This window comes from Streptomyces sp. NPDC000229, from assembly GCF_040300825.1.
Lineage (GTDB): Bacteria > Actinomycetota > Actinomycetes > Streptomycetales > Streptomycetaceae > Streptomyces.
On the sequence record NZ_JBEPEL010000058.1, the window covers coordinates 26,437 to 47,429 of the forward strand.

Below are 20,993 nucleotides of genomic sequence, written 5' to 3' on the forward strand. Positions count from 1 at the left end.
ACACCGCCAGGGTGTCAGAGCGCGACCGCTTTTCCGGGTGGCTCAGTCGCTCGGCTGAGCCCACAGCGTCCGCACGTGCCCCACGTGCCGGGCCATGCAGGCCTCGGCCGCCGGTGCGTCACCGGCGAGCATCGCGTCGAGCAGCTCGTGGTGCTCCTGGGCGGAGGCGACCAGGAGGCCGCGTTCGGCGAGCGCCGTCAGGCCGTAGAGACGGGCGCGCTTGCGGAGGTCACCGACCGTTTCGACCAGGCGCTCGTTGCCGGAGAGGGCGAGCAGGGAGAGGTGGAAGCGCCGGTCCGCGTCCAGGTACCCGATGAGGTCGTGGTCGCGGGCGCTGGTGACGATCTCCTCGGCGAGCGGACGGAGCTCCTCCAGTGCCCGGCGGTCGGCGGAGCGGGTGATGGCACCGATGGTCGGCACTTCGATCAGTGCGCGCAGTTCGGTGTACTGGTCGAGGTCGCGCTCGCTGACCTCGGTGATCCGGAAGCCCTTGTTGCGTACGGGCTCGACCAGGCCCTCGCCCGCCAGGTCGAGCATCGCCTCGCGCACGGGCGTGGCGGAGATGCCGAAGTCGGCGGCGAGGGCCGGGGCGGAGTAGACCGTGCCGGGGTGCAGCTCACCGGCGATCAGGGCGGCGCGCAGGGCGTGCGCCACCTGGTCGCGGAGGCGTTCCCGGCTGGTGATGAGGTTCTTCAGGTGCTGGCCGGCCATGGCGCTGCCTCCGGGAGTCGTTTCGGTGGTCGTAGGGGATCAGAGGAGGAAGCCCGCGGGGAAGGGGTCGTCCGGGTCCAGGAAGTACTGGGCGGTGCCGGTGATCCAGGCACGGCCGGTGATGGTGGGTACGACGGCGGGCAGGCCGCCGACCGTCGTCTCGCCGGTGAGCCGCCCCGTGAACCTCGTACCGATGAACGACTCGTTGACGAAGTCGCGCCCGATCGGCAGTTCACCGCGCGCATGGAGCTGGGCCATCCGGGCGGAGGTGCCGGTGCCGCACGGTGAGCGGTCGAACCACCCCGGGTGGATGGCCATGGCGTGCCGGGAGTGGGTGGCGTCGGAGCCGGGGGCGGTGAGGTAGACGTGTTTGACGCCGCCGATGGACGGGTCCTCGGGGTGGACGGGGCGCTCGGTGGCGTTGATGGCGTCCATGACGGCGAGCCCGGCGGCGAGGAGGTCGTCCTTGCGGGCGCGGTCGAAAGGGAGTCCGAGAGCGTCCAGTTCGACGAAGGCGTAGAAGTTCCCGCCGTAGGCGAGGTCATAGGTGACCTCGCCGTGTCCGGGCACCTTGACCGTACGGTCGAGGGCGGCGCAGAAGGCGGGGACGTTGGTGAGGGTGACGGACGTCGCGGCGCCGTCCTCCACCCGGACGTCCGCGGAGACCAGTCCGGCGGGGGTGTCGAGGCGGACGGTGGTGACCGGCTCGGTGACGGGCACCATGCCGGTCTCGACCAGGACGGTCGCCACGCCGATGGTGCCGTGGCCGCACATCGGCAGCAGCCCGGAGACCTCGATGAACAGGACGCCGTAGTCGGCGTCGGGCCGGGTCGGCGGTTGCAGGACGGCACCGCTCATGGCGGCGTGGCCACGCGGCTCGTACATCAGCAGGGTGCGGACATGGTCGAGGTGGTCGATGAAGTACCGGCGCCGTTCCGCCATGGTGGCGCCGGGGACGGTGCCGATCCCGCCGGTGATGACGCGGGTCGGCATGCCTTCGGTGTGCGAGTCGACGGCGTGGTGGACGTGTCGGGTCCGCATGGCTAGGCGAGTCCTTCCGCGAGTGCCTTTTCGGTGGCGGCGCGGACGACGGCGGCCTGCGCGTCGGTGAGGGGCGTGCGGGGCGGGCGGCACGGTCCGCCGTGGAAGCCCGCGAGGTCCATGGACAGCTTGATCGCCTGGACGAACTCGGGCTTGGAGTCCCAGCGCAGCAGCGGGTGCAGGGCCCGGTAGAGGGGCAGGGCGGTGTCCAGGTCGCGGGCGGTGGCGGCGCGGTAGAGGGCGACCGAGGCGGCGGGCAGGGCGTTGGGGTAGCCGGCGATCCAGCCCACGGCACCGGCCAGGGCCAGCTCCAGCAGCACGTCGTCGGCGCCGATCAACAGGTCGAGGTCCGGCGCCAGTTCGGCGATCTCGTACGCGCGGCGCACATCGCCGCTGAACTCCTTGACGGCGACGATGCTGCCGTCGGCGTGGAGCTGCGCGAGGAGCTCGGGGCCGAGGTCGACCTTGGTGTCGTAGGGGTTGTTGTACGCGACGACCGGCAGACCCGCCTTGGCCACCTCGGCGTAGTGGGCGCGCACCGAAGCGGCGTCGGCGCGGTACGCGTTGGGCGGCAGCAGCAGGACGGACCCGGCGCCCGCCTCCGCCGCCTGTTCGGCCCACCGGCGGGCCTCGGCGCTGCCGTACGCGGCGACGCCGGGCATGACGCGGGCGCCGTCGCCCGCCGCCTCGACGGCGACGCGAACGACACGGGCCCGCTCCTCGCCGGTGAGCGTCTGGTACTCGCCGAGCGAGCCGTTGGGCACCACGCCGTCGCAGCCCTGGGCGACGAGCCGGGCGACGTGTTCGGCGTACGTGTCGTGGTCGACGGTCAGGTCGTCACGCAGGGGCAGGGCGGTGGCGACCATGACGCCGTGCCAGGGGTGGGTGCGGTGGTCCATCATTCGGCTCCTGGTGGTTGTGCCAGCTGGCTGAGCGGTACGGGGCAGGAGAGCGGGCGCCGGTCGGGCGCCTGTTCCTCCCCCGCGAGGCGGGCGACGGCCGGTCCGCACATGCGGCCCTGGCACCAGCCCATTCCGGCGCGGGTGAGCAGCTTGACGGTGCGGGCGTCCCGGGCGCCCAGGTCGGTGACGGCTTCGCGGACGCGGTCGGCGGTGACCTCCTCGCAGCGGCACACCTGGGTGGCGCCGTCCAGCCAGTCGGTCCAGCCGGGGCCGGGCCGGTGGGCGGCGGCCATCGCGTCGGCGAAGGCGCTCAGGCGGGCGCGGCGGCGGGCGAGGGCTCCGGGCGGGTGGTGCCCGGCGATGGACAGGGCGGCGATCTCGCCCTGCGCCCGGGCCAGTTCGGCGCCGCCGATACCGCAGGTCTCTCCGGCCGCCCAGACGCCCGGCACCGAGGTGCGCTGCTCGGTGTCGACGTCCAGGGCGGGGGTGCCGTCGGGGGTGCGGCGGGTGGCGCAGCCGAGGCCGGTGGCGAGCTCCAGCTGCGGTACGAGGCCGTGGCCGACCGCGAGGGCGTCGCACGGGATGCGGCGTTGGGTGCCGGGGACGGGGCGCCAGTCGGCGTCGAGCCGCGTGACGGTCACGGCTTCGACCCGGGTGGTGCCGTGGGCGGCGGTGACCGCGTGGCGGGTGAGCAGGCGCGTGCTGTGCCGGAGGAGGGCGCCGCCGTGCAGGGCGCCCTGGGCGAGCTTGGCCGGGTTGCGTACGAGGGTGGCGGTGTGGCGGGCGTACGCGGTGTAGTCGGCCGCCTCGACGAGGGCGGGGACGCGGGCTCCGGCGGCGGCGAGCGTGGTGGCGACGGCGAGCAGCAGGGGGCCGCTGCCCGCGACGACGATTCTTCCCCGAGCTCTCGGCTTCGCTCGAGCGGGGGATATCCCTGTGCCGGGGAGGACGCCCCCGGACTTGAGCATCGCCTGGGCGCCGCCCGCCCCGACGACACCGGGCAGCGTCCAGCCGGGGAAGGGGAGCTGGCGTTCGTACGCGCCGGTGGCGAGGAGCACGGCGCGGGCGCGGACGGCGGCGGGGGCCTCGTCGGGGCCCACGACGGCGTGCAGGAGCCAGGTGTCACCGTCGGGTACGACGCTCCAGACGTGGTGGCCGGGCAGGTGGCGCACGCCGGTCAGCCTGCGTACGAGGGGGCGCACCGCGCGGGGCACGGGGCCGCCCGCCGGATGGCGGTAGATCTGGCCGCCGGGTCGTTCCGCCGCGTCCAGCAGCGTGACGTCCAGCCCGAGTCCGGCGGCGGTCGCGGCGGCGGCGAGCCCGGCGGGTCCGGCGCCGACGACGGCGAGGTCAGTGGTCATGGCCGGTGCCCTCCTGGGTGGTGACCGTGTCCCCGGGACGGGCCGGCAGGAGGCAGGCGCGCTGGTTGGGGCGGCCGTTGACGGTGGCCAGGCAGTCGTAGCAGGTGCCGATCCCGCAGAACGCGCCGCGCGGGGCTCCGCCGTGCCGGGTGGTGCGCCAGGCGAGGATGCCCGCCGACCACAGGGCGGCGGCGATGGACTGGCCCGGCAGGGCGGTGATGCGACGCCCGTCGAAGGTGAGCGTGAACGGCGCGGGTTTCCTCGGGCGGCTTCTCACCGGGCAGCTCCTTCCGTGTCGTCGAAGCGGTCGGGACGGAACGGCCGTATGTCCAGGGCCGCCCGCTCACCGCACAGCGCGGCCGCGACGAGCAGCCCGGTGGCCGGGGCGAGGCCGATGCCCGCGCCCTCGTGGCCGCACGCGTGGAACAGGCCCGGCACGCGCGGGTCGGGGCCGATGGCCGGCAGGTGGTCGGGCAGGTAGGGGCGGAAGCCGTGGTACGTACGGATGGCCCGTACGCCGCCGAGGACCGGGAACAGGGCGATCGCCTGTGCCGCCAGCCGCCGCAGCGCCTCGGTGGACAGCGTCCGGTCGAAGCCGACGCGCTCGCGGGTGGCGCCGATGAGGACCGTCCCGGCGGGGGTGCCCTCCACGACGGCGGAGGACTGCAGGTCCGCCGAGCCGCTGGCGACGTCGGCGATGTAGTCCGCCGCGTACACCTTGTGGCGCACCAGGCGCGGCGGCAGGGGTTCGGTGACGAGGACGAAGCCGCGCCGGGGCAGTACGGGCAGGTGGACGCCGGCCAGTTCGGCGAGGGCTCCGCCCCAGGTGCCGGTGGCGTTGACGACACGGGGGGTGTGGAGGTCGCCCTGTGTGGTGCGTACGCCGCGGACGGCGCCGGACCGGTCGGTGAGGACGGCCGTGACCTCCGCGCCGAGCCGCACGTCCGCCCGGGTGGTACGCAGGAGTTGGGCGGCGGCCATGGCGGGCTGGACCTGGGCGTCCTGGGGGTAGTGGAAGGCGCCGGCGAGGCCGGGCGCGAGGTGCGGTTCGAGGTCGCGGAGGCCGTCGCCGGGGATCTCGTACGCCTCGACGCCCGCCTTCGCCTGCCCTGCGGCGAAGGCGCGCAGTGCGGTGAGGGCGGCCTCGTCGGGTGCGACGACGAGACCGCCCTTGCGCTCGTACTCGGTCTCCGGTGGGAGCGTTTCGGCCAGTTCGCGCCACAGTCGGGTGGACAGCAGCGCGAGGTCGAGTTCGGGGCCCGCCTCCTTGTCGGAGACGAGCAGATTGCCTTCTCCGGCACCTGTGGTGCCGCCCGCGACGGGACCGCGGTCGACGACGGTGACGGTGAGGCCGGCGCGGCTCGCGTAGTACGCACACGCTGCTCCGGCCACTCCGGCTCCGACGATCACGGCGTCCGGCAGATGACTCACGTGTCTCGTGGGCACGGCAGTAATATTTCACATGTTACTGCCGCTGTACAGGCCTTCGACCGGGGCCAAATCCCTTGCGGGCACGGCTTGTTCAGCTCCGCAGGGGCCCTTCGCACACATAGTCCGAGGTGCCGCCGAGGCGGTCGGCCCAGATCTCCACCTCGCCGAACGAGCAGTTCATGTCGGCGAGGTTGGTGGAGGCGCCGGTGGTCCGGTCGAGCAGGAAGTGGTCGACGGTCTCGGACATGTCCGTGAAGACCTGGTCGGCGCTGCCGGCGTCCGCCAGGCGGGCGGTGACCCGGCCGGTGCACAGGAACCGCCGCATGCCCGGGTCGCCGTTGTCCGTGCAGACCGGCGCCGCCCCCGTCGCGGCCGCGAAGGAGGAGCGCACCGCCTCGGCGGTGGTGTCGCGCAGCCGGTCGTTGGGGGTGTACGTGGTGTCCGGCACGAACAGCTCGTCGACCTTGGCGATCTGCGCGTCCAGGAAGGCGTCGTACGCCCGCTGGATCGCCGCGTCGCCACCCAGCCGGTCGCGCCAGGCGTCGAAGGCGGCCGGGTCGTCGGCGCGCAGGTGACGGTACATCTCCCGCAGCAGGGACGGGCGTTCGGTCCACAGGTAGGTGAAGAAGGTGCCCGCGTAGGCGTAGAAGCGGAAGCCGTCGCCGTCGTAGGTGGCGTGCAGCAGCCGGTCCACGCTCATCCGGGGGCGGCCGTTCGCCGTGTCGGCGATGATGCTTTTGACCAGGGACTTGCGGACGGCGACGCCGTCGTCGCGGGTGGCGCCGTCGAAGAACTCGGCCGTCCCCTCGTCCATGGCCGTGGTGCGGTCACCCTGGTACCAGGGGCCCTCGCCGAAGTAACCGGGCACGGCGAACCGGCCGTTGAGGTAGTGCACGTACTCGTGCCGGAACAGTTCCTCCAGTGTGAGCGAGGAGTCCTGCGGGACCCGGCGCTGGTACGTGTAGAAGGTGGCGCCGCGCTCGATGTAGATGCCGCCGTTGTCGGTGCCCATGCCGGTCAGGAGCGGGTGGTAGTTCTCGTAGTCGGCGCGGGAGGCGTACAGGACGATGGTGAGGCTGGTGTTGGTGTCCCCGGCGAGCGGCTGCTGCGTGCCCAGGACGCGGTGGAACTGCGCCTTGACCTGCTTGCTCGCGTAGTAGAGCTGGTCGACGGTGGTACGGGGGAGGCCGGTGCGGACCTTGATGGCCGCGTTGTCGTAGCGGTACGCCTGGGGGAAGATCTCCCGCTCGATGTCGTCCTTGCAGACGGCGTACGGCTTGCACGCCTCGTAGAAGTTGAGCCAGGACGCGAGGCGCGACCAGGGGGCGCTGCCGCGGCCGAAGTCGCGGACGACGGGGGCCAGGAGCGCGCCGAGGTCCGGCACGATCGTGGACGCCAGGGAGGTGATCTGGCCGAAGCGGCCGTACTCGGCGAGGGCGTCACGCACGACCCACTCGTTGGGCGTGCCCGTGAGGTGCGTGTACGTGGAGAACTTCCGGAAGGCGTCGCGGTAGGGGGCGTTGCGGGCGACGAGCGTGTGGAAGGCGGTGTCCTTGTTGCCGGGGTAGACGCCCAGGTAGTTGACGGACAGCGCGGCGAGGGCGGCGCCGCCCCAGACGGGATCCTTGTACGTGGTCGTGTGGTACCGGTCCATGGTGGCCAGCACCTTGCGTATCAGGTCCAGCTGGGAGTGGCGCAGCCCCTTGGCGCTGCCCGCGTAGAGCGCCTCGCGCAGGGACTCGGCGTTGGTACGGGTGGCGTCGAAGGAGCGGCGTGCCGTGCCGAAGGCGTGGATGGCGCGGCGCATGGCCTCGGTGGTGGGCGGGTCGGTGACATCGATCTCGCCGCGTGAGAAGTCGTGGTACGCCACCGCGTGCAGGTAGGTGAGCATCTCCAGCAGGTGGCTGCCGTTCGTGCCGTCGTGGGCGGGGGCGAGCGCGGATATGCGGCGGGAGACGGCCTGGACGTGCGCGTCGGACATGACCGGGGCGAGGCGCGCGTCCCAGGTCCAGACGAGGTCGCGCAGGCAGCCGTCGGCGGTGACGGCGGGATCGGCGAGGAAGTCGGCGAACTGCTCGGGCGCGAGGCGTGTGACGTCAGCGAGCGCGCACGGGACGGCTGTGGCCGCCGGGTACGCCGGGGTCTGCGGGCCCGGGACGCGGGCGTCGGTTCGCCCACCGGGCGCGGGTGCGGGCTTCGGGCCGGTCTGGGGCGCGGTGGCGAGGCGTTCGACCTCGTCGTGGGGGTGGTCGCCGACGGGTGCGGGGCGGGCCTGCTGCGTGCGGGCCTCGGCGGCGGGTGCGGGGGCGGCGAGGCGCGGTCGCGGCGCCTGGGCCTGGGCGGTTGGGGCGAGTTGGCCCGCCGCGCCGAGCAGCGTCACGGTGACGACGGCCGCGGCGAGGGCTCTGCGTACGGGGCGGGGACTGCTTGTGGATCGCTGGGACACCTGCGGCTCCTGTGTCGGAGGTGGGGAGTGGTCCGTTCAGCGGTGCGACGACCGGCGGCAAGCTTGATGGGTGCATGCCACTGCCGTGTGACGTGCAACATAGTAATGTGACATTGCACTGACAACCCTTGTGCGCCCGGAGGATCAGGAGCACAGGCTTCCGGGGGTACCTCACACGTCGGCGATCAGGGCGTACCGCTCATCCGCCACCGGCCCGCCCCACAACTCCGGTTCGTCGCCGAGCGGTTCGACGCGGACCCCACCGCCGACCAGCGGCCCCACCGCGGCGGCGAGCTCGGCGGCCCCGATGCCGCCGCTCCACGGCAGCGCTTCCGCGCCGGCCACGTACGGCACCCCGCGCCGGCCCGCCTCACGCCACCGGCCCTCGATCAGCACGAGCCGGCCGCCCGGACGCAGGCGGTCCACCCAGTTCCGCAAGGCCGCCCGAGGGTCGGGCAGCGTCCACACCAGGTGGCGGCAGAGCACGGCATCGAACCGCTCCTGCCCCGTGGGGGGTTCCATGGCGTCGCCCACCAGGAAACGGCCCGAGCGTCCGGCGGCAGCGACCTTGGCGCGCGCCCGCTCGACCATGCGCGGCGCCAGGTCCACACCGGTCACCCGGTGTCCGTCCTCGGCGAGCAGCAGGGACAGCGATCCGGTGCCGCAGCCGATGTCGAGGACGTCGGCCGGTTCGGACGGCATCCACGACCGCAGCAGCCGCGCCCAGGCGGCGCGGGTGCGGGCAGCACGCAGACCGTGGTCGGGCTCGTCGTCGAAGGACGCGGCGGCGGCGTCCCAGTAGGCGGTGATCAGGGCATGGCGGTCGGTCATGTGCCGATGCTGCCACCCACCACTGACAGTCGATCACTGACGATCAGTCCAGGGCGGCGAACCCGTCCAGCTCCACCAGTGCCTGCTCGTCCCAGAGGCGGACCGTGCCGATCACCGCCATCGCCGGGTAGTCGCGGCCCGCGAGGCGGCGCCAGATGCGGCCGAGTTCGGGGGCCCGGGCGCGGTAGTCGGCGACGTCCGTGGCGTACACCGTGACGCGGGCGAGGTCGGCAGGGGTGCCGCCCGCCGCCTTGAGGGCGGCCAGGAGGTTGCCGAGTGCCGTCTCGAACTGTTCCGGAAGGGTCTCCCCCACCACCCGCCCGGCCCCGTCGAGGGCGGTCTGGCCGGCGAGGAAGACCAGGCGGGAGCCGGTGGCGGTGACGGCGTGGGAGAAGCCGGTGGGCGGGGAGAGTTCGGCGGGGTTGACGCGTTCGAGGCTCATGAGGCGTACAGCTCCTTGGCGATGATGGTCCGCTGGACCTCGGTCGCGCCCTCGTAGATGCGCGGCGCCCGCACCTCCCGGTACAGGTGCTCCAGCAGGTGGCCGCGTTGCAGGGCGCGGGCGCCGTGCAGCTGGACGGCCGCGTCGACGACGTACTGCGCCGTCTCGGTGGCCAGCAGCTTCGCCATGGCGGCCCGTTTGGGGACGTCTGCGGCGCCCGCGTCGTACGCCGCTGCCGCCGCGTACACGAGCAGGCGGGCGGCCTCCGTGCGGGTGGCCATCTCGGCGACCTGGTGGGACACGGCCTGAAGGTCCTTCAGTACGCCGCCGAAGGCCGCCCGTCCGGCCGTGTGGGCGAGCGTCGCGTCCAGGGCGGCCTGGGCCATGCCGACCGCGAAGGCGCCGACACTGGGCCGGAAGAGGTTGAGCGTGGTCATGGCGACACGGAAGCCCCCGTCCACCTCACCGAGGACATCGGCCCGGGTGACAGGTACGGCGTCGAAGTGGAGCGCGCCGATGGGGTGCGGGGACAGCATGTCGAGCGGGCTGCCGGTGAGGCCGGGGCGGTCGGCGGGCACCAGGAAGGCGGTGATGCCCCGCGCTCCGGCGCCCGGGGTCGTGCGGGCGAAGACGGTGGAGAAGTCGGCTTCGGGGGCGTTGGAGATCCAGCGCTTCTCGCCGCTCAGCCGCCAGCCGCTCCCCTCCGGCGCCGCTTCCAGGGCCAGCGCCGCCGCGTCCGACCCCGCGTCCGGCTCGCTGAGCGCGAACGCGGCGACCGCGCGGCCCGCCGTCACCTCCGGCAGCCACCGTGCCCGCTGTTCGGGTGTGCCCGACGCGGCGACCGGGTGGGCACCGAGGCCCTGGAGAGCGAGGGCGGTCTCCGCCTCCGTACAGGTCTGGGCGAGGGATTCGCGCATCAGGCACAACTCCAGCGCACCGGCCCCGAACAGGCGTTCCAGCAGCCCCAGTTCGCCGAGCGCGGCGACGAGAGGGCGGTTGACATGGCCCGGCTCGCCCTTCTCGGCGAGCGGCCGCAAGCGTTCGGCGGCGAGGGTGCGCAGCTCGGCACACCAGGCGGTTTGGGCCGGATCGAGTGAGAATACGGGCATTCATGCCCCCTCAAAAGACATCTATCGCGGGCCGTTGACTGTCGTCACATGAACGATACGCTCGATGAGCGTTCCCACCACGACAAGGGGGCGAACCATGGAGCTCACGCCTTCGGCCCATCGTGACACCTTCGCCCGGGACCATCTGCCGCCGCGCGAGCAGTGGCCGGAACTGGTTTTCGACCTCCCGGAACTGCGCTACCCCGACCGGCTCAACTGCGGGACGGAACTGCTCGACCGCACGGTGGATCGGTTCGGCCCGGACCGGCCGGTCTTCCGGGACGGCGCCGGCCGGGTCTGGACGTACGGCGAGCTGCGCGCCCGCGTCGACCGGATCGCCCACGCGCTCACCCGCGACCTGGGTGTGGTGCCCGGCAACCGGGTGCTGCTGCGCGGACCCACCACGCCCTGGCTGGCGGCCTGCTGGCTGGCGGTGATGAAGGCGGGTGCGGTCGCCGTCACCGTACTGGCGCAGGCGCGCGCGCAGGAGCTGGCCGTGATGTGCGAGATGGCCCGCGTCGGCCACGCGCTGTGCGACGTCCGCGCGGTGGACGACCTGGTGAAGGCCGAGGTGCCCGGGCTGCGGATCACGGCGTACGGCGGTGACGCCCCCGACGACCTGCTGCACCTCGCGGCCCGGCACCCCGGCGCGTACCAGGCGGTCGACACGGCGGCCGACGACGTCGCGCTGATCGCGTTCACGTCCGGCACCACCGGACGGCCCAAGGGGTGCATGCACTTCCACCGCGATGTGCTGGCCGTCGCCGACACGTTCTCCGCGCACGTGCTGCGGCCCGGGCCGGACGACCTGTTCGCGGGCAGCCCACCGCTGGGGTTCACCTTCGGGCTGGGCGGGCTGGTGATCTTCCCCATGCGGGCGGGCGCCTCGGCGCTGCTGCTGGAGCAGGCCGGTCCGAAGCAGCTCCTGCCCGCCGTGGCCGAGCACCGGGTCACGGTGCTGTTCACCGCGCCGACCGCCTACCGGGTGATGCTGGACGACCTCGACGGGTACGACACCGCCTCGCTGCGCCGCTGCGTGTCGGCCGGCGAGAACCTGCCCGCGGCCACCTGGCACGCCTGGCACGAACGCACCGGGCTGCGCCTGATCAACGGCATCGGGGCGACCGAGCTGCTGCACATCTTCGTCTCCGCGGCCGACGACGCGATCCGCCCCGGGACGACGGGGGTGCCGGTTCCCGGGTGGCACGCGCGCGTGGTGGACGATTCCGGGGAGCCCGTCCCGGACGGGCAGGAGGGGTTCCTGGCCGTACGCGGTCCCGTGGGGTGCCGGTATCTGGCCGATCCGCGCCAGGGCGAGTACGTGCGGCACGGCTGGAACATCACGGGCGACACCTACGTACGCGACCCGGACGGCTATCTGCGCTATGTCGCCCGCGCGGACGACATGATCATCTCGGCCGGGTACAACATCGCCGGCCCCCAGGTCGAGGAGGCGCTGCTGGCCCACCCCGATGTGGTGGAGGCGGCCGTCGTGGGCCATCCCGACGAGGTGCGCGGCCGGATCGTGGTCGCGTACGCGGTGCTCCGCGACGGCCTGCCCCGCGACGACTCCACCGCCGAGACGCTGCGCGCCTTCGTCAAGGACCGCCTCGTCCCGTACAAGTGCCCTCGCCGGATCGTGTTCCTGGACGCGCTCCCCCGTACGGCCACCGGGAAGTTGCAACGGTTCCGGCTCCGCGCCCAGGACGAGCACCGGACACGCCCGTAAAGTGATCACGTGGCCGAGCAGCACACTCCGCGTTCCCTGATCGTCTCCCTGTACGGCGCGTACGGGCGGACGCCCGACAACGCCCCGCTGCCGGTGGCCGAGCTCATCCGGCTGCTGGCGGCGCTGGGCGTGGATGCGCCGTCCGTGCGTTCCTCCGTCTCGCGGCTCAAGCGCCGCGGGCTGCTGGAGCCGCGCCGTACGCCGGACGGGGCGGCCGGGTACGCCCTGTCCGACGACGCCCGGCAGCTCCTGGACGACGGCGACCGGCGGATCTACGCGGCCGGCGAGCCGCACCAGGACGACGGCTGGGTCCTCGCCGTCTTCTCGGTGCCCGAGGTGGAGCGGCACAAGCGGCACCTGCTGCGCTCACGGCTGGGCCGCCTGGGCTTCGGGACGGCGGCCCCGGGGGTGTGGATCGCGCCCGCCACGCTGTACGAGGAGACCCGGCACACCCTCCAGCGGCTCCAGCTCGACCCGTACGTGGACCTCTTCCGCGGCGAGCACCTGGGCTTCTCGGCGACGGCGGAGGCGGTCGGCCGGTGGTGGGACCTGGCGGCGATCGCCAAGCTGTACGAGGAGTTCCTCGACCTCCACGAGCCGGGCCTGCGCGCCTGGTCGACCCGCGAACCGTCGCCGGAGGAGGCCTACCGGGACTACCTGCTCGCGCTGGACTCCTGGCGCCGCCTCCCCTACGCGGACCCGGGCCTGCCGACCGCGCTCCTTCCGGCGGGCTGGCCGGGTGGCAGGGCGGCGGCGGTCTTCGGCGGCCTGCACGGGCTGCTGCGGGACAAGGGCGAGCAGTTCGTCAGGGGCGGGGAGCCAGGCTGAGGCGCGGTTTGGGGGCGTCCGTGCGGCCCGTGGGGGGTTTGCGGCTGCCCGCGCGGTACGGGAGCGGCCAGGGGGCGCCGGGGCCCTCGTAGCCTTGGTCGGCGGCGGCGTGCAGGGTCCAGTGCGGGTCGTAGAGGTGGGGGCGGGCCAGGGCGCACAGGTCCGCGCGGCCGGCCAGCAGCAGCGAGTTGACGTCGTCCCAGGACGAGATCGCGCCGACCGCGATGACGGGGATCCTCAGCGCGTTGCGGATCTTGTCGGCGTAGGGGGTCTGGTACGAGCGGCCGTACTCGGGGCGTTCGTCGGGCACGACCTGGCCGGTGGAGACGTCGATCGCGTCGGCGCCGTGCGCGGCGAAGGCGCGGGCGATCTCCACGGCCTCGTCGGGGGTGGTGCCGCCGGGCGCCCAGTCGGTGGCCGAGATGCGCACGGTCATGGGCCGCTCGCCGGGCCAGGCGGCCCGTACCGCGTCGAAGACCTCCAGCGGGAAGCGGAGCCGTCCGGCGAGGGAGCCGCCGTAGGCGTCGGTGCGGCGGTTGGTGAGCGGCGAGAGGAAGCCGGACAGCAGGTAGCCGTGGGCGCAGTGGAGTTCGAGCAGGTCGAAGCCCGCGCGGGCGGCGCGCCGGGCGGCGGCGGCGAACTGTTCCCTTATGTCGGTGAGCGCGGCCCGGTGCAGTTCGTGCGGGACCTGGTTGACACCGGGGCGGTAGGGGATCGGGGAGGCGGCGACCAGGGGCCAGTTGCCGGAGTCGAGGGGCTGGTCGATGCCCTCCCACATGAGCTTGGTGGAGCCCTTGCGGCCGGAGTGGCCGAGCTGGACGCCGATGGCGGTGCCGGGCGACTGCTGGTGGACGAAGTCGGTGACCCGGCGCCAGGCGGCGGCCTGGCCGGGGGTCCACAGCCCGGCGCAGCCGGGGGTGATGCGGCCCTGGGGGCTGACGCAGACCATCTCGGTCATGACGAGCCCCGCGCCGCCGAGGGCGCGGGCGCCCAGGTGGACGAGGTGGAAGTCGCCGGGGACGCCGTCGACCGCCGAGTACATGTCCATGGGGGAGACGACGACCCGGTTGCGCAGGGTCAGGCCGCGCAGCCGGAAGGGGGTGAACATCGGCGGGGTGCCGGGCGGGCAGCCGAAGTCCCGTTCCACTGCCTCGGTGAAGCGGGCGTCGCGCAGCCGCAGGTTGTCGTGCGTGACGCGGCGGCTGCGGGTGAGGAGGTTGAAGGCGAACTGGCGGGGCGGCTGGTCGAGGTAGCCGGCGAGGTCCTCGAACCAGCGGAGGCTCGCGGCGGCCGCGCGCTGGGTGGACTCGACGACGGGGCGGCGTTCGGCCTCGTACGCGGCGAGAGCCTGGTCGAGGCCGGGCTGCTCCTCGACACAGGCGGCCAGCGCCAGGGCGTCCTCGACGGCGAGTTTGGTACCGGAGCCGATGGAGAAGTGCGCGGTGTGGGCGGCATCGCCGAGGAGCACGACGTTGCCGTGCGACCAGCGGTCGGTCACCACGGTCCGGAACGCGGTCCACGACGAGTGGTTGGAGGCGAGCGGCCTGCCCTGGAGCCCCTCGGAGAAGATCTTGGCGCAGCGGGCGATGGACTCCTGCTCGTCGAGCTCGTCGAAACCGGCCGCCCGCCAGACCTCCTCCCGCATCTCGACGATCACGGTGGAGGCGTCCGCCGCATAGGGGTAGCCGTGCAGCTGCATCACGCCGTGCTCGGTCTCGGCGATCTCGAAACGGAACGCGTCGAAGGCGAAGTCGGCGGCGAGCCAGATGTAGCGGCAGCGGTGGGAGGTGAGGTGGGGCGCGAACACGTCGGCGTGCGCCTCGCGGGTCCGGCTGTGCACACCGTCGGCGGCGACGACCAGGTCGTAGGAGGCGGCCAGCTCGGCGGCGGGCGGGGCCTCGGTGCGGAAGCGGAGCCGTACCCCGAGGTCGGTGCAGCGCTCGTGGAGGATCTCCAGGAGGCGGCGGCGGCCGAGGGCGGCGAAGCCGTGGCCGCCGGAGGTGAGGACACGCCCGCGGTGGACGATGTCGATGTCGTCCCAGCGGACGAACTCCGACTGGAGGGCGGCGTAGACGGCCGGGTCGGCGTGCTCGATGCCGCCGAGGGTCTCGTCGGAGAGGACGACACCGAAGCCGAAGGTGTCGTCGGGGGCGTTGCGCTCCCAGACGGTGATGTCACGGGCGGGGTCGAGCCGCTTGAGCAGGGCGGCGGCGTACAGCCCGCCGGGCCCGCCGCCGACGACGGCGACGCGGAGCGAACGCGGGGGCCGGGAGGCACGGGAGACACGGGAGGCACCCATGGCCGGTCACCGCCCCTGCCACTTGGGCGGCCGCTTCTCGGTGAAGGCGGCGTGGAACTCGGCGTAGTCCGCGCCGTTCATGAGGAGGGCCTGGGTGGCGGCGTCGAGTTCGACGGAGGCGGCGAGCGGCATGTCGAGCTCGGCCGTCAGGAGCGCCTTGGTCTGGGCGTACGCGAGGGCCGGCCCGTCGGCGAGGTGACGGGCGAGCTCGGCGGCGCGGGCGTCGGCGGCACCCTCCTCGGTCAGCTCGCTGATCAGGCCGATGCGCTCGGCCTCGGGAGCGCGGACGGGTTCGCCGAGCATCAGCAGCCGGGTGGCGTGCCCCAGGCCGACGACGCGCGGCAGGAGGTACGCGGCGCCCATGTCGCCGCCGGAGAGGCCGACCCTGGTGAAGAGGAACGCGAACCGGGCGGAGGGGTCGGCGACCCGGAAGTCGGCGGCGAGCGCGAGGACCGCGCCGGCCCCGGCGGCGACCCCGTGGAGGGCGGCGATCACGGGGAAGGGCGCCTCGCGCAGCGCCCGGACGACCTGGCCGGTCATCCGGTTGAAGTCCAGGAGCTGGGCGGTGTCCATGGCGAGGGTGGCGCCGATGATGTCGTCGACGTCGCCGCCGGAGCAGAAGCCCCGCCCTTCACCGGCCAGGACCAGGGCGCGCACGGCGCGCTCCCGGGACAGCTCGGCGAGCAGGTCGCGCAGATCGGCGTACGCGCCGAAGGTGAGCGCGTTGAGCTTGGCCGGGCGGGAGAGGGTGACGGTGGCGACGCCGTCGTCGATGGCGAGCCGCACATGCCGCCATTCCTCGGTGCGGGGCGCGGAGCTGGAGAACGGACTCATGAGGTGCGGCCTCCCTCGGTCTGCCTGCGCAGATGCCTGCCCCTCGAAGCTATCACTTGTACGTGACTTCCGTCACGTAGGCGCGATACGCTGAACGGTGACCATGTAACAGCTGTCCGTAACCGACGCAGGTCCTGTCTCAGCTGTGGCACAGGTCTCCCGGTGGGTGGGCGGGGACCTCTGGTGCGGCTGAGTGCCCTACGTAAGGTTGTGGGCAGACCTCACGGGTCTCTCCTGTCCCACCGCTCTCTTCCCGGCTCTTCCCTCCCCGCATTCCCCGCTGTCCTCGTCGTACCTGACTGCCCCCACGTCCCCCTCCGGCTGTCCGCCGCTGCTCGTGCCGTGGACGCCGCCCAGCTCTTCCCGCCACTTCCCGCCCCTCCCTGCTCCCGAACGGAACCGGCTTCACCGAACGGACCCCCGCCTTGCTCGAAGCTTCCGGCCCCTCTTCCTGGCGCATCGCCCTGCCGCACACCACGGCCGCGGTGCCCATCGCCCGTGCCCTGATACGGACGGCACTCGCGGATCTGGACGCGTCGGCGTACCGGGACACCGCCGAGCTGCTGACGGCCGAGCTGGTGGCGAACGCGGTGGAGCACACCGCCGGCAAGGGCCCGATCGAGCTGGTCGTGCGGCTGCTGCCGAGCGGCTGCCAGGTCGAGGTGCACGACCGGGACCCGGAGCCGCCCGGCGACCTCGTGCCGGAGCACGACACCCCGCCCGATCCGTGGCAGGAACACGGGCGGGGCCTGCTGCTGATCCGTACGCTCAGCGCGGCGTGCGGGCACCGGCGCACCGACCGGGGCAAGGCCGTGTGGTTCACGCTCCCGGGGCTGCAGAGCCCGTGACCGGCACGGTGCCGGCGGCGAGCCGCGAGTTGCGGCGCCCGTACAGCGCGTACACCAGCGCACCCACGACCAGGAAGACGGCGAACTGCACCCACGTCGTCCAGCCCGTCCCCCAGATCAGGTACACGCACATGGCGACGCCCAGGACGGGGCTGAGCGGATAGAGCGGCACCCGGAAACCGCTCTCGGTGTCCGGGTAGCGGCGGCGCAGCGCGATGACCGCGATGTTGACCGCCACCATGATGGCGAGGGTGCCGATGGTGGTGAGGTTCAGCACCACGTCGAGCGGGACGACGGCGGCCGGGACGGCGAAGACGGCGGCCACGATCCAGGTGTTGGCGACCGGGGTGGCCGTCCTCGGGGAGACCTTCTCGAAGACGTGCGGGATGAGCCCGTCGCGGGACATCGACATCAGGATGCGGGTCTGGCCGTACATCACCGCCAGGACGACGGACGCGATGGCGACCACCGCGCCGAAGGCGATGATGCCGCCGCCGACACCGGTCTCGGTCACCCGGTCGACGATCAGCGAGAGCGCGGCCGGCTGGTCGGCGACCTCGTCGGCCGAGAGGGCGCCGATGGCGGCCACGGCGACGAGGCAGTAGAGCAGCGTGACGAGCCCGATGCAGATCATGATCGCAAGCGGGACGTTCTTTCGCGGGTTCTTGACCTCTTCACCGGCGGTGGTGATCGCGTCGAAGCCGATGTACGAGAAGAACGCCACCGAGGCGCCCGAGGTGACCCCCGCCGCGCCGTGCGTGGCGAAGGGGGTGAGGTTGCCGCCCTCGAAGGCGCGGAAGGCGATCGCGCAGAACAGGACCAGGATGGCGATCTTCACCACGGCCATGACGGCGGTCGCGCGGGCGCTCTCGCGGATGCCGCGGACCAGGAGCGCGGCGGCGAGCCCGATGACCACGACGGCCGGGATGTTGACGATCCCGCCGTCGCCGGGCGGGTTGGAGAGCGCGGCGGGCAGCTGCCACCCGACGAGGCTGTCGAGCAACTCATTGAGGTACTGGCCCCAGCCGACCGCGACGGCCGATACGGACACGCCGTACTCCAGCAGCAGGCACCAGCCGACGAGGAAGGCGATGCGCTCGCCGAGGGTGGCGTACGCGAAGGAGTAGGAGCTGCCGGAGACGGGGATCGCACTGCCCAGCTCGGCGAACGAGAATGCCGTGAAGATGCAGGTGATCGCCGCGAGGATGAAGGAGACGACGACCGCGGGACCGGCCTCGGCGACACTGTCGGACAGCCCCACGAAGATCCCGGTGCCGACGATGGCACCGACGCCGAAGCACACGAGCTGGAAGAGGCCCATGGTGCGCTTGAGGCCGTGGCCCTCCAGGTCCGCACCGGACTCGGCGATCAGCTGGGCGGGACTTTTGATGCGACGCGGCGGTCCGGTGGGACGCATGGGGTGGTTCTCTTCTCTGGGCCATGGCGTGGAGCACAAGCGAAGTGGGGTTCGAGCGTGCGAGCCCGAACCCCACCATGTGTCCCGATATTAACCGCCACACCGCATATTCACCCTATCGGGCGTATTGCTATGCCGTCGCGTCCACGAGCGTGGCGACCATGACCGCCTTGATCGTGTGCATCCGGTTCTCGGCCTCGTCGAAGACCACCGAGTGCTCGGACTCGAAGACCTCGTCGGTGACCTCCAGCTCGGTCAGCCCGTGGCGCTCGTGGATCTCTCGACCGACGGCGGTACCCAGGTCGTGGAAGGCCGGCAGGCAGTGCAGAAACCTGACCCCGGGGTTTCCGGTGGCCCGCAGCACGTCCATGGTCACGGCGTACGGAGCGAGGGCGGCGATGCGCTCGTCCCAGACCTCCTGGGGCTCACCCATGGAGACCCAGACATCGGTGGCGACGAAGTCGGCACCCCGCACACCCTCGGCGATGTCCTCGGTGAGCGTGACGCGGGCGCCACTGGCCCCGGCGAGCTCATGGGCGCGGGCGACGATCTCGTCGGCCGGCCAGTACGCCTTGGGTGCCACGATCCGGACGTCCATGCCCAGCAGCGCGCCGGTGATCAGGTAGGAGTTGCCCATGTTGTAGCGACCGTCGCCGAGGTACGCGAACACGACGCTCTCCAGCGGCTTGTCGGTGTGCTCGGTCATCGTGAGCACGTCGGCGAGCATCTGGGTGGGGTGCCAGTCGTCGGTGAGGCCGTTGTAGACGGGAACACCGGCGTGGGCGGCGAGCTCCTCGACGGTGGCCTGGGCGTCACCCCGGAACTCGATCGCGTCGAACATCCGGCCGAGGACGCGGGCGGTGTCCTTGGCGGACTCCTTCTTGCCGATGTGGGATCCACTGGGGTCGATGTAGGTGGTGGAGGCACCCTGGTCGGCCGCGGCGACCTCGAACGCACACCGGGTCCGGGTCGACGACTTCTCGAAGATCAGCGCGATGTTCTTGCCGCGCAGCCGCTGGACCTCGGCGCCCGCCTTCTTGGCCGCCTTGAGTTCGGCGGCCAGATCGAGCAGGCTGCGGAACTCCTCGGCGGTGAAGTCCAGCTCCTTGAGGAAGTGGCGGCCGGTGAGGTCGGTGGCCATGGGTGCTCCTGGGTTCCGAATACGGGGACCATGGAAGTCTATACGAGGCTCCACATTCCTATACGGGCGACCGGCTGGACCGAGCGCGGTCGTGCCTAGCCGGGCACGGCGTCGCGCTCCACGGGGCAACTCATACAGCGAGGCCCACCCCTGCCCCGGCCCAGCTCGCTGCCGGGGATCTCGATCACCTCGATGCCCTCCTTGCGCAGATGGGTGTTGGTGGTGACATTGCGCTCGTACGCGACGACCACCCCCGGCTCCACCGCCAGGACGTTGCACCCGTCGTCCCACTGCTCGCGCTCGGCCGCGTGCACGTCCTGCGTCGCGGTCAGCACCCGGATCGCGGGCAGGTCCAGCGCCGCGGCGATCGCGCTGTGCATGTGCTGGGGCGGGTGGTCGGTGACCTTCAGCGCGCGGTGCCCGTCGCCCGGCTCGATGGTGTACGAGCGGAGCATGCCGAGCCCGGCGTACTGGGTGAACGTGTCGTGCGCGACCATCGTCATGACCGTGTCCAGGTGCATGAACGCCCGGCTCTTCGGCATGTCCAGCGCCACGATCGTGCGCGCCGAGCCCGCTGCGAACAGGCCGCGCGCCAGCATCTCCACCGCCTGCGGAGTGGTGCGCTCGCTCATCCCGATCAGCACCGCGCCGTTGCCGAGGACCAGGACGTCGCCGCCCTCGATGGTGGACGGGTAGTCGTCCTGCCCCTCCGACCAGTGGTGGAAGGAGCCCGCCTCCGGGCCGGTGAAGAGGGGATGGTGCTTGTAGATGGCCTCGAAGTGGACGGTCTCGCGCTGCCGGGCGGGCCAGCGCATGGCGTTGATGGAGACGCCGTCGTAGATCCAGGCCGACGTGTCGCGGGTGAAGAGGTGGTTCGGCAGCGGCGGCAGCAGGAAGTCGTCCAGGTCCATCACATGGAAGCGGACGGACGTCGGCTCGGAGTGACCGGCCAGGAAGTCACGCTTCGTCATGCCGCCGATCAGCGCCTCGACCAGCGTGCCGGTGTCCATCGCGTCGAACACCGCCCTTATGTGGTCGGTGGCGAGCGGCCCGTACTCCTTCTCGTCGAAGACCCGGTCCAGGACGAGCTTCCTCGCCGCCGGGATCTCCAGCGCCTCGCGCAGCAGGTCCCCGACCAGGTGCACCTCCACGCCCCGGTCGCGCAGCACATCGGCGAAGCCGTCGTGCTCCTGCCGCGCCCGCCGCACCCACAGCACGTCGTCGAAGAGCAGCGCGTTCTTGTTGGTGGGCGTCAACCGCTTCAGCTCCAGATCGGGCCGGTGCAGGATGACGCGGCGAAGCCGCCCGGTCTCGGAATCGACATGGAATCCCATGTCTCCATCCTCACCGCGAGAGCCCCCGTTCACCCGCGAACGGCCGGACATCCCTGGAGCCCCACGGTCCCCGCCCGGAGGAGGAGCCGGCGAACCGGGCCGAGGAAGGCCGCGCACCGGGCCGGCGGAGGGCCGGGGGTGGGGGGTTCGGGCGGCGGGGTGGCCGACGGGGGGTTGGCGGACCGGGCGACGGGGTGGCCGACCGACGGGGGTCGGTGGACCGGGCGCAGGTCCAACCCGGCCTTCACCAAGATGACCGATGTCATCGCGGCCGTGGACAAGGCCAAGG

The 20,993-nt window shown here is 72.7% G+C and carries 18 protein-coding genes; 3 read left to right on the top strand and 15 right to left on the bottom strand.

All coding sequences use genetic code 11. The features are described from left to right. Window positions 1-42: 42 nt before the first annotated feature. The 10 genes from ABT360_RS24820 to ABT360_RS24865 all read right to left on the bottom strand — a co-directional run bounded on the left by ABT360_RS24820 (window position 43) and on the right by ABT360_RS24865 (window position 10,274). Window positions 43-711: a GntR family transcriptional regulator gene (locus tag ABT360_RS24820; RefSeq protein WP_351820517.1), complete on the bottom strand. Its 669-nt coding sequence runs from the start codon at window positions 709-711 to the stop codon at window positions 43-45. A 39-nt stretch (window positions 712-750) separates the two neighbouring features. After that, window positions 751-1,752: a proline racemase family protein gene (locus tag ABT360_RS24825; RefSeq protein ID WP_351820519.1), complete on the bottom strand. Its 1,002-nt coding sequence runs from the start codon at window positions 1,750-1,752 to the stop codon at window positions 751-753. Between the two features lie 2 nt (window positions 1,753-1,754). Continuing rightward, the gene (locus ABT360_RS24830; protein ID WP_351820522.1) at window positions 1,755-2,651 is read right to left on the bottom strand and encodes a dihydrodipicolinate synthase family protein; all 897 of its coding nucleotides are present in this window, start codon (window positions 2,649-2,651) and stop codon (window positions 1,755-1,757) included. Continuing rightward, window positions 2,651-4,015: an FAD/NAD(P)-dependent oxidoreductase gene (locus ABT360_RS24835; RefSeq protein WP_351820525.1), complete on the bottom strand. Its 1,365-nt coding sequence runs from the start codon at window positions 4,013-4,015 to the stop codon at window positions 2,651-2,653. The genes ABT360_RS24830 and ABT360_RS24835 overlap by 1 nt, the downstream gene beginning before the upstream one ends. Beyond that, window positions 4,005-4,292: a (2Fe-2S)-binding protein gene (locus tag ABT360_RS24840; RefSeq protein WP_351820527.1), complete on the bottom strand. Its 288-nt coding sequence runs from the start codon at window positions 4,290-4,292 to the stop codon at window positions 4,005-4,007. The genes ABT360_RS24835 and ABT360_RS24840 overlap by 11 nt, the downstream gene beginning before the upstream one ends. Next, a complete protein-coding gene (locus ABT360_RS24845; protein WP_351820529.1) occupies window positions 4,289-5,461 on the bottom strand; it encodes an NAD(P)/FAD-dependent oxidoreductase in 1,173 nt (390 codons plus the stop codon). The genes ABT360_RS24840 and ABT360_RS24845 overlap by 4 nt, the downstream gene beginning before the upstream one ends. Window positions 5,462-5,537: 76 nt before the next feature. Further along, window positions 5,538-7,892: a collagenase gene (locus tag ABT360_RS24850; RefSeq protein ID WP_351820532.1), complete on the bottom strand. Its 2,355-nt coding sequence runs from the start codon at window positions 7,890-7,892 to the stop codon at window positions 5,538-5,540. A 171-nt stretch (window positions 7,893-8,063) separates the two neighbouring features. Further along, on the bottom strand, window positions 8,064-8,723 hold the full coding sequence (locus tag ABT360_RS24855) for a class I SAM-dependent methyltransferase (protein ID WP_351820534.1): 660 nt from the start codon (window positions 8,721-8,723) through the stop codon (window positions 8,064-8,066). Window positions 8,724-8,766: 43 nt separating this feature from the next. Further along, window positions 8,767-9,165, bottom strand: coding sequence for a RidA family protein (locus ABT360_RS24860; protein WP_351820536.1), 399 nt, complete (start codon window positions 9,163-9,165; stop codon window positions 8,767-8,769). Continuing rightward, window positions 9,162-10,274, bottom strand: coding sequence for an acyl-CoA dehydrogenase family protein (locus ABT360_RS24865; RefSeq protein WP_351820538.1), 1,113 nt, complete (start codon window positions 10,272-10,274; stop codon window positions 9,162-9,164). Before ABT360_RS24865 ends, ABT360_RS24860 begins: the two co-directional genes overlap by 4 nt. Window positions 10,275-10,371: 97 nt before the next feature. Between ABT360_RS24865 and ABT360_RS24870 the strand changes: the two genes are divergently transcribed. Beyond that, window positions 10,372-12,003, top strand: a complete 1,632-nt coding sequence (locus ABT360_RS24870; protein WP_351820541.1) for an AMP-binding protein — start codon at window positions 10,372-10,374, stop codon at window positions 12,001-12,003. 9 nt (window positions 12,004-12,012) lie between these two features. After that, a complete protein-coding gene (locus tag ABT360_RS24875; protein ID WP_351820544.1) occupies window positions 12,013-12,831 on the top strand; it encodes a PaaX family transcriptional regulator in 819 nt (272 codons plus the stop codon). On the opposite strand, the gene ABT360_RS24880 is transcribed toward ABT360_RS24875, so the two are convergent. Together ABT360_RS24880 and ABT360_RS24885 are read right to left on the bottom strand one after the other, a co-directional pair. Beyond that, entirely contained in the window at window positions 12,809-15,130 is a 2,322-nt protein-coding gene (locus tag ABT360_RS24880) for a bifunctional salicylyl-CoA 5-hydroxylase/oxidoreductase (RefSeq protein WP_351820546.1), read from the bottom strand. The genes ABT360_RS24875 and ABT360_RS24880 overlap by 23 nt on opposite strands. Before the next feature lie 6 nt (window positions 15,131-15,136). After that, window positions 15,137-15,964 (bottom strand): enoyl-CoA hydratase family protein, encoded by an 828-nt coding sequence (locus ABT360_RS24885; protein WP_351820549.1) that lies wholly within the window; start codon window positions 15,962-15,964, stop codon window positions 15,137-15,139. 425 nt (window positions 15,965-16,389) lie between these two features. Between ABT360_RS24885 and ABT360_RS24890 the strand changes: the two genes are divergently transcribed. Beyond that, window positions 16,390-16,812: an ATP-binding protein gene (locus tag ABT360_RS24890; RefSeq protein ID WP_351820552.1), complete on the top strand. Its 423-nt coding sequence runs from the start codon at window positions 16,390-16,392 to the stop codon at window positions 16,810-16,812. Here the strand turns inward: ABT360_RS24890 and ABT360_RS24895 are convergent. The 3 genes from ABT360_RS24895 to ABT360_RS24905 all read right to left on the bottom strand — a co-directional run bounded on the left by ABT360_RS24895 (window position 16,784) and on the right by ABT360_RS24905 (window position 20,704). Beyond that, entirely contained in the window at window positions 16,784-18,229 is a 1,446-nt protein-coding gene (locus ABT360_RS24895) for an amino acid permease (RefSeq protein ID WP_351820555.1), read from the bottom strand. The two genes, ABT360_RS24890 and ABT360_RS24895, sit on opposite strands and share 29 nt — an antisense overlap. Window positions 18,230-18,359: 130 nt before the next feature. Further along, a complete protein-coding gene (argF, locus tag ABT360_RS24900; protein ID WP_351820558.1) occupies window positions 18,360-19,370 on the bottom strand; it encodes an ornithine carbamoyltransferase in 1,011 nt (336 codons plus the stop codon). A gap of 95 nt (window positions 19,371-19,465) precedes the next feature. Beyond that, window positions 19,466-20,704: an arginine deiminase gene (locus tag ABT360_RS24905; RefSeq protein WP_351820560.1), complete on the bottom strand. Its 1,239-nt coding sequence runs from the start codon at window positions 20,702-20,704 to the stop codon at window positions 19,466-19,468. Window positions 20,705-20,993: the final 289 nt, after the last annotated feature.

Excerpts from the sequence above, each read along its gene's own strand:
- argF (WP_351820558.1), bottom strand. The coding sequence starts at position 19,370 with ATGGCCACCGACCTCACCGGCCGCCACTTCCTCAAGGAGCTGGACTTC.
- ABT360_RS24830 (WP_351820522.1), bottom strand. The coding sequence starts at position 2,651 with ATGGACCACCGCACCCACCCCTGGCACGGCGTCATGGTCGCCACCGCC.
- ABT360_RS24885 (WP_351820549.1), bottom strand. The coding sequence starts at position 15,964 with ATGAGTCCGTTCTCCAGCTCCGCGCCCCGCACCGAGGAATGGCGGCAT.
- ABT360_RS24865 (WP_351820538.1), bottom strand. The coding sequence starts at position 10,274 with ATGCCCGTATTCTCACTCGATCCGGCCCAAACCGCCTGGTGTGCCGAG.
- ABT360_RS24820 (WP_351820517.1), bottom strand. The coding sequence starts at position 711 with ATGGCCGGCCAGCACCTGAAGAACCTCATCACCAGCCGGGAACGCCTC.
- ABT360_RS24825 (WP_351820519.1), bottom strand. The coding sequence starts at position 1,752 with ATGCGGACCCGACACGTCCACCACGCCGTCGACTCGCACACCGAAGGC.
- ABT360_RS24895 (WP_351820555.1), bottom strand. The coding sequence starts at position 18,229 with ATGCGTCCCACCGGACCGCCGCGTCGCATCAAAAGTCCCGCCCAGCTG.
- ABT360_RS24870 (WP_351820541.1), top strand. The coding sequence starts at position 10,372 with ATGGAGCTCACGCCTTCGGCCCATCGTGACACCTTCGCCCGGGACCAT.
- ABT360_RS24855 (WP_351820534.1), bottom strand. The coding sequence starts at position 8,723 with ATGACCGACCGCCATGCCCTGATCACCGCCTACTGGGACGCCGCCGCC.
- ABT360_RS24905 (WP_351820560.1), bottom strand. The coding sequence starts at position 20,704 with ATGGGATTCCATGTCGATTCCGAGACCGGGCGGCTTCGCCGCGTCATC.
- ABT360_RS24860 (WP_351820536.1), bottom strand. The coding sequence starts at position 9,165 with ATGAGCCTCGAACGCGTCAACCCCGCCGAACTCTCCCCGCCCACCGGC.
- ABT360_RS24835 (WP_351820525.1), bottom strand. The coding sequence starts at position 4,015 with ATGACCACTGACCTCGCCGTCGTCGGCGCCGGACCCGCCGGGCTCGCC.
- ABT360_RS24880 (WP_351820546.1), bottom strand. The coding sequence starts at position 15,130 with ATGGGTGCCTCCCGTGTCTCCCGTGCCTCCCGGCCCCCGCGTTCGCTC.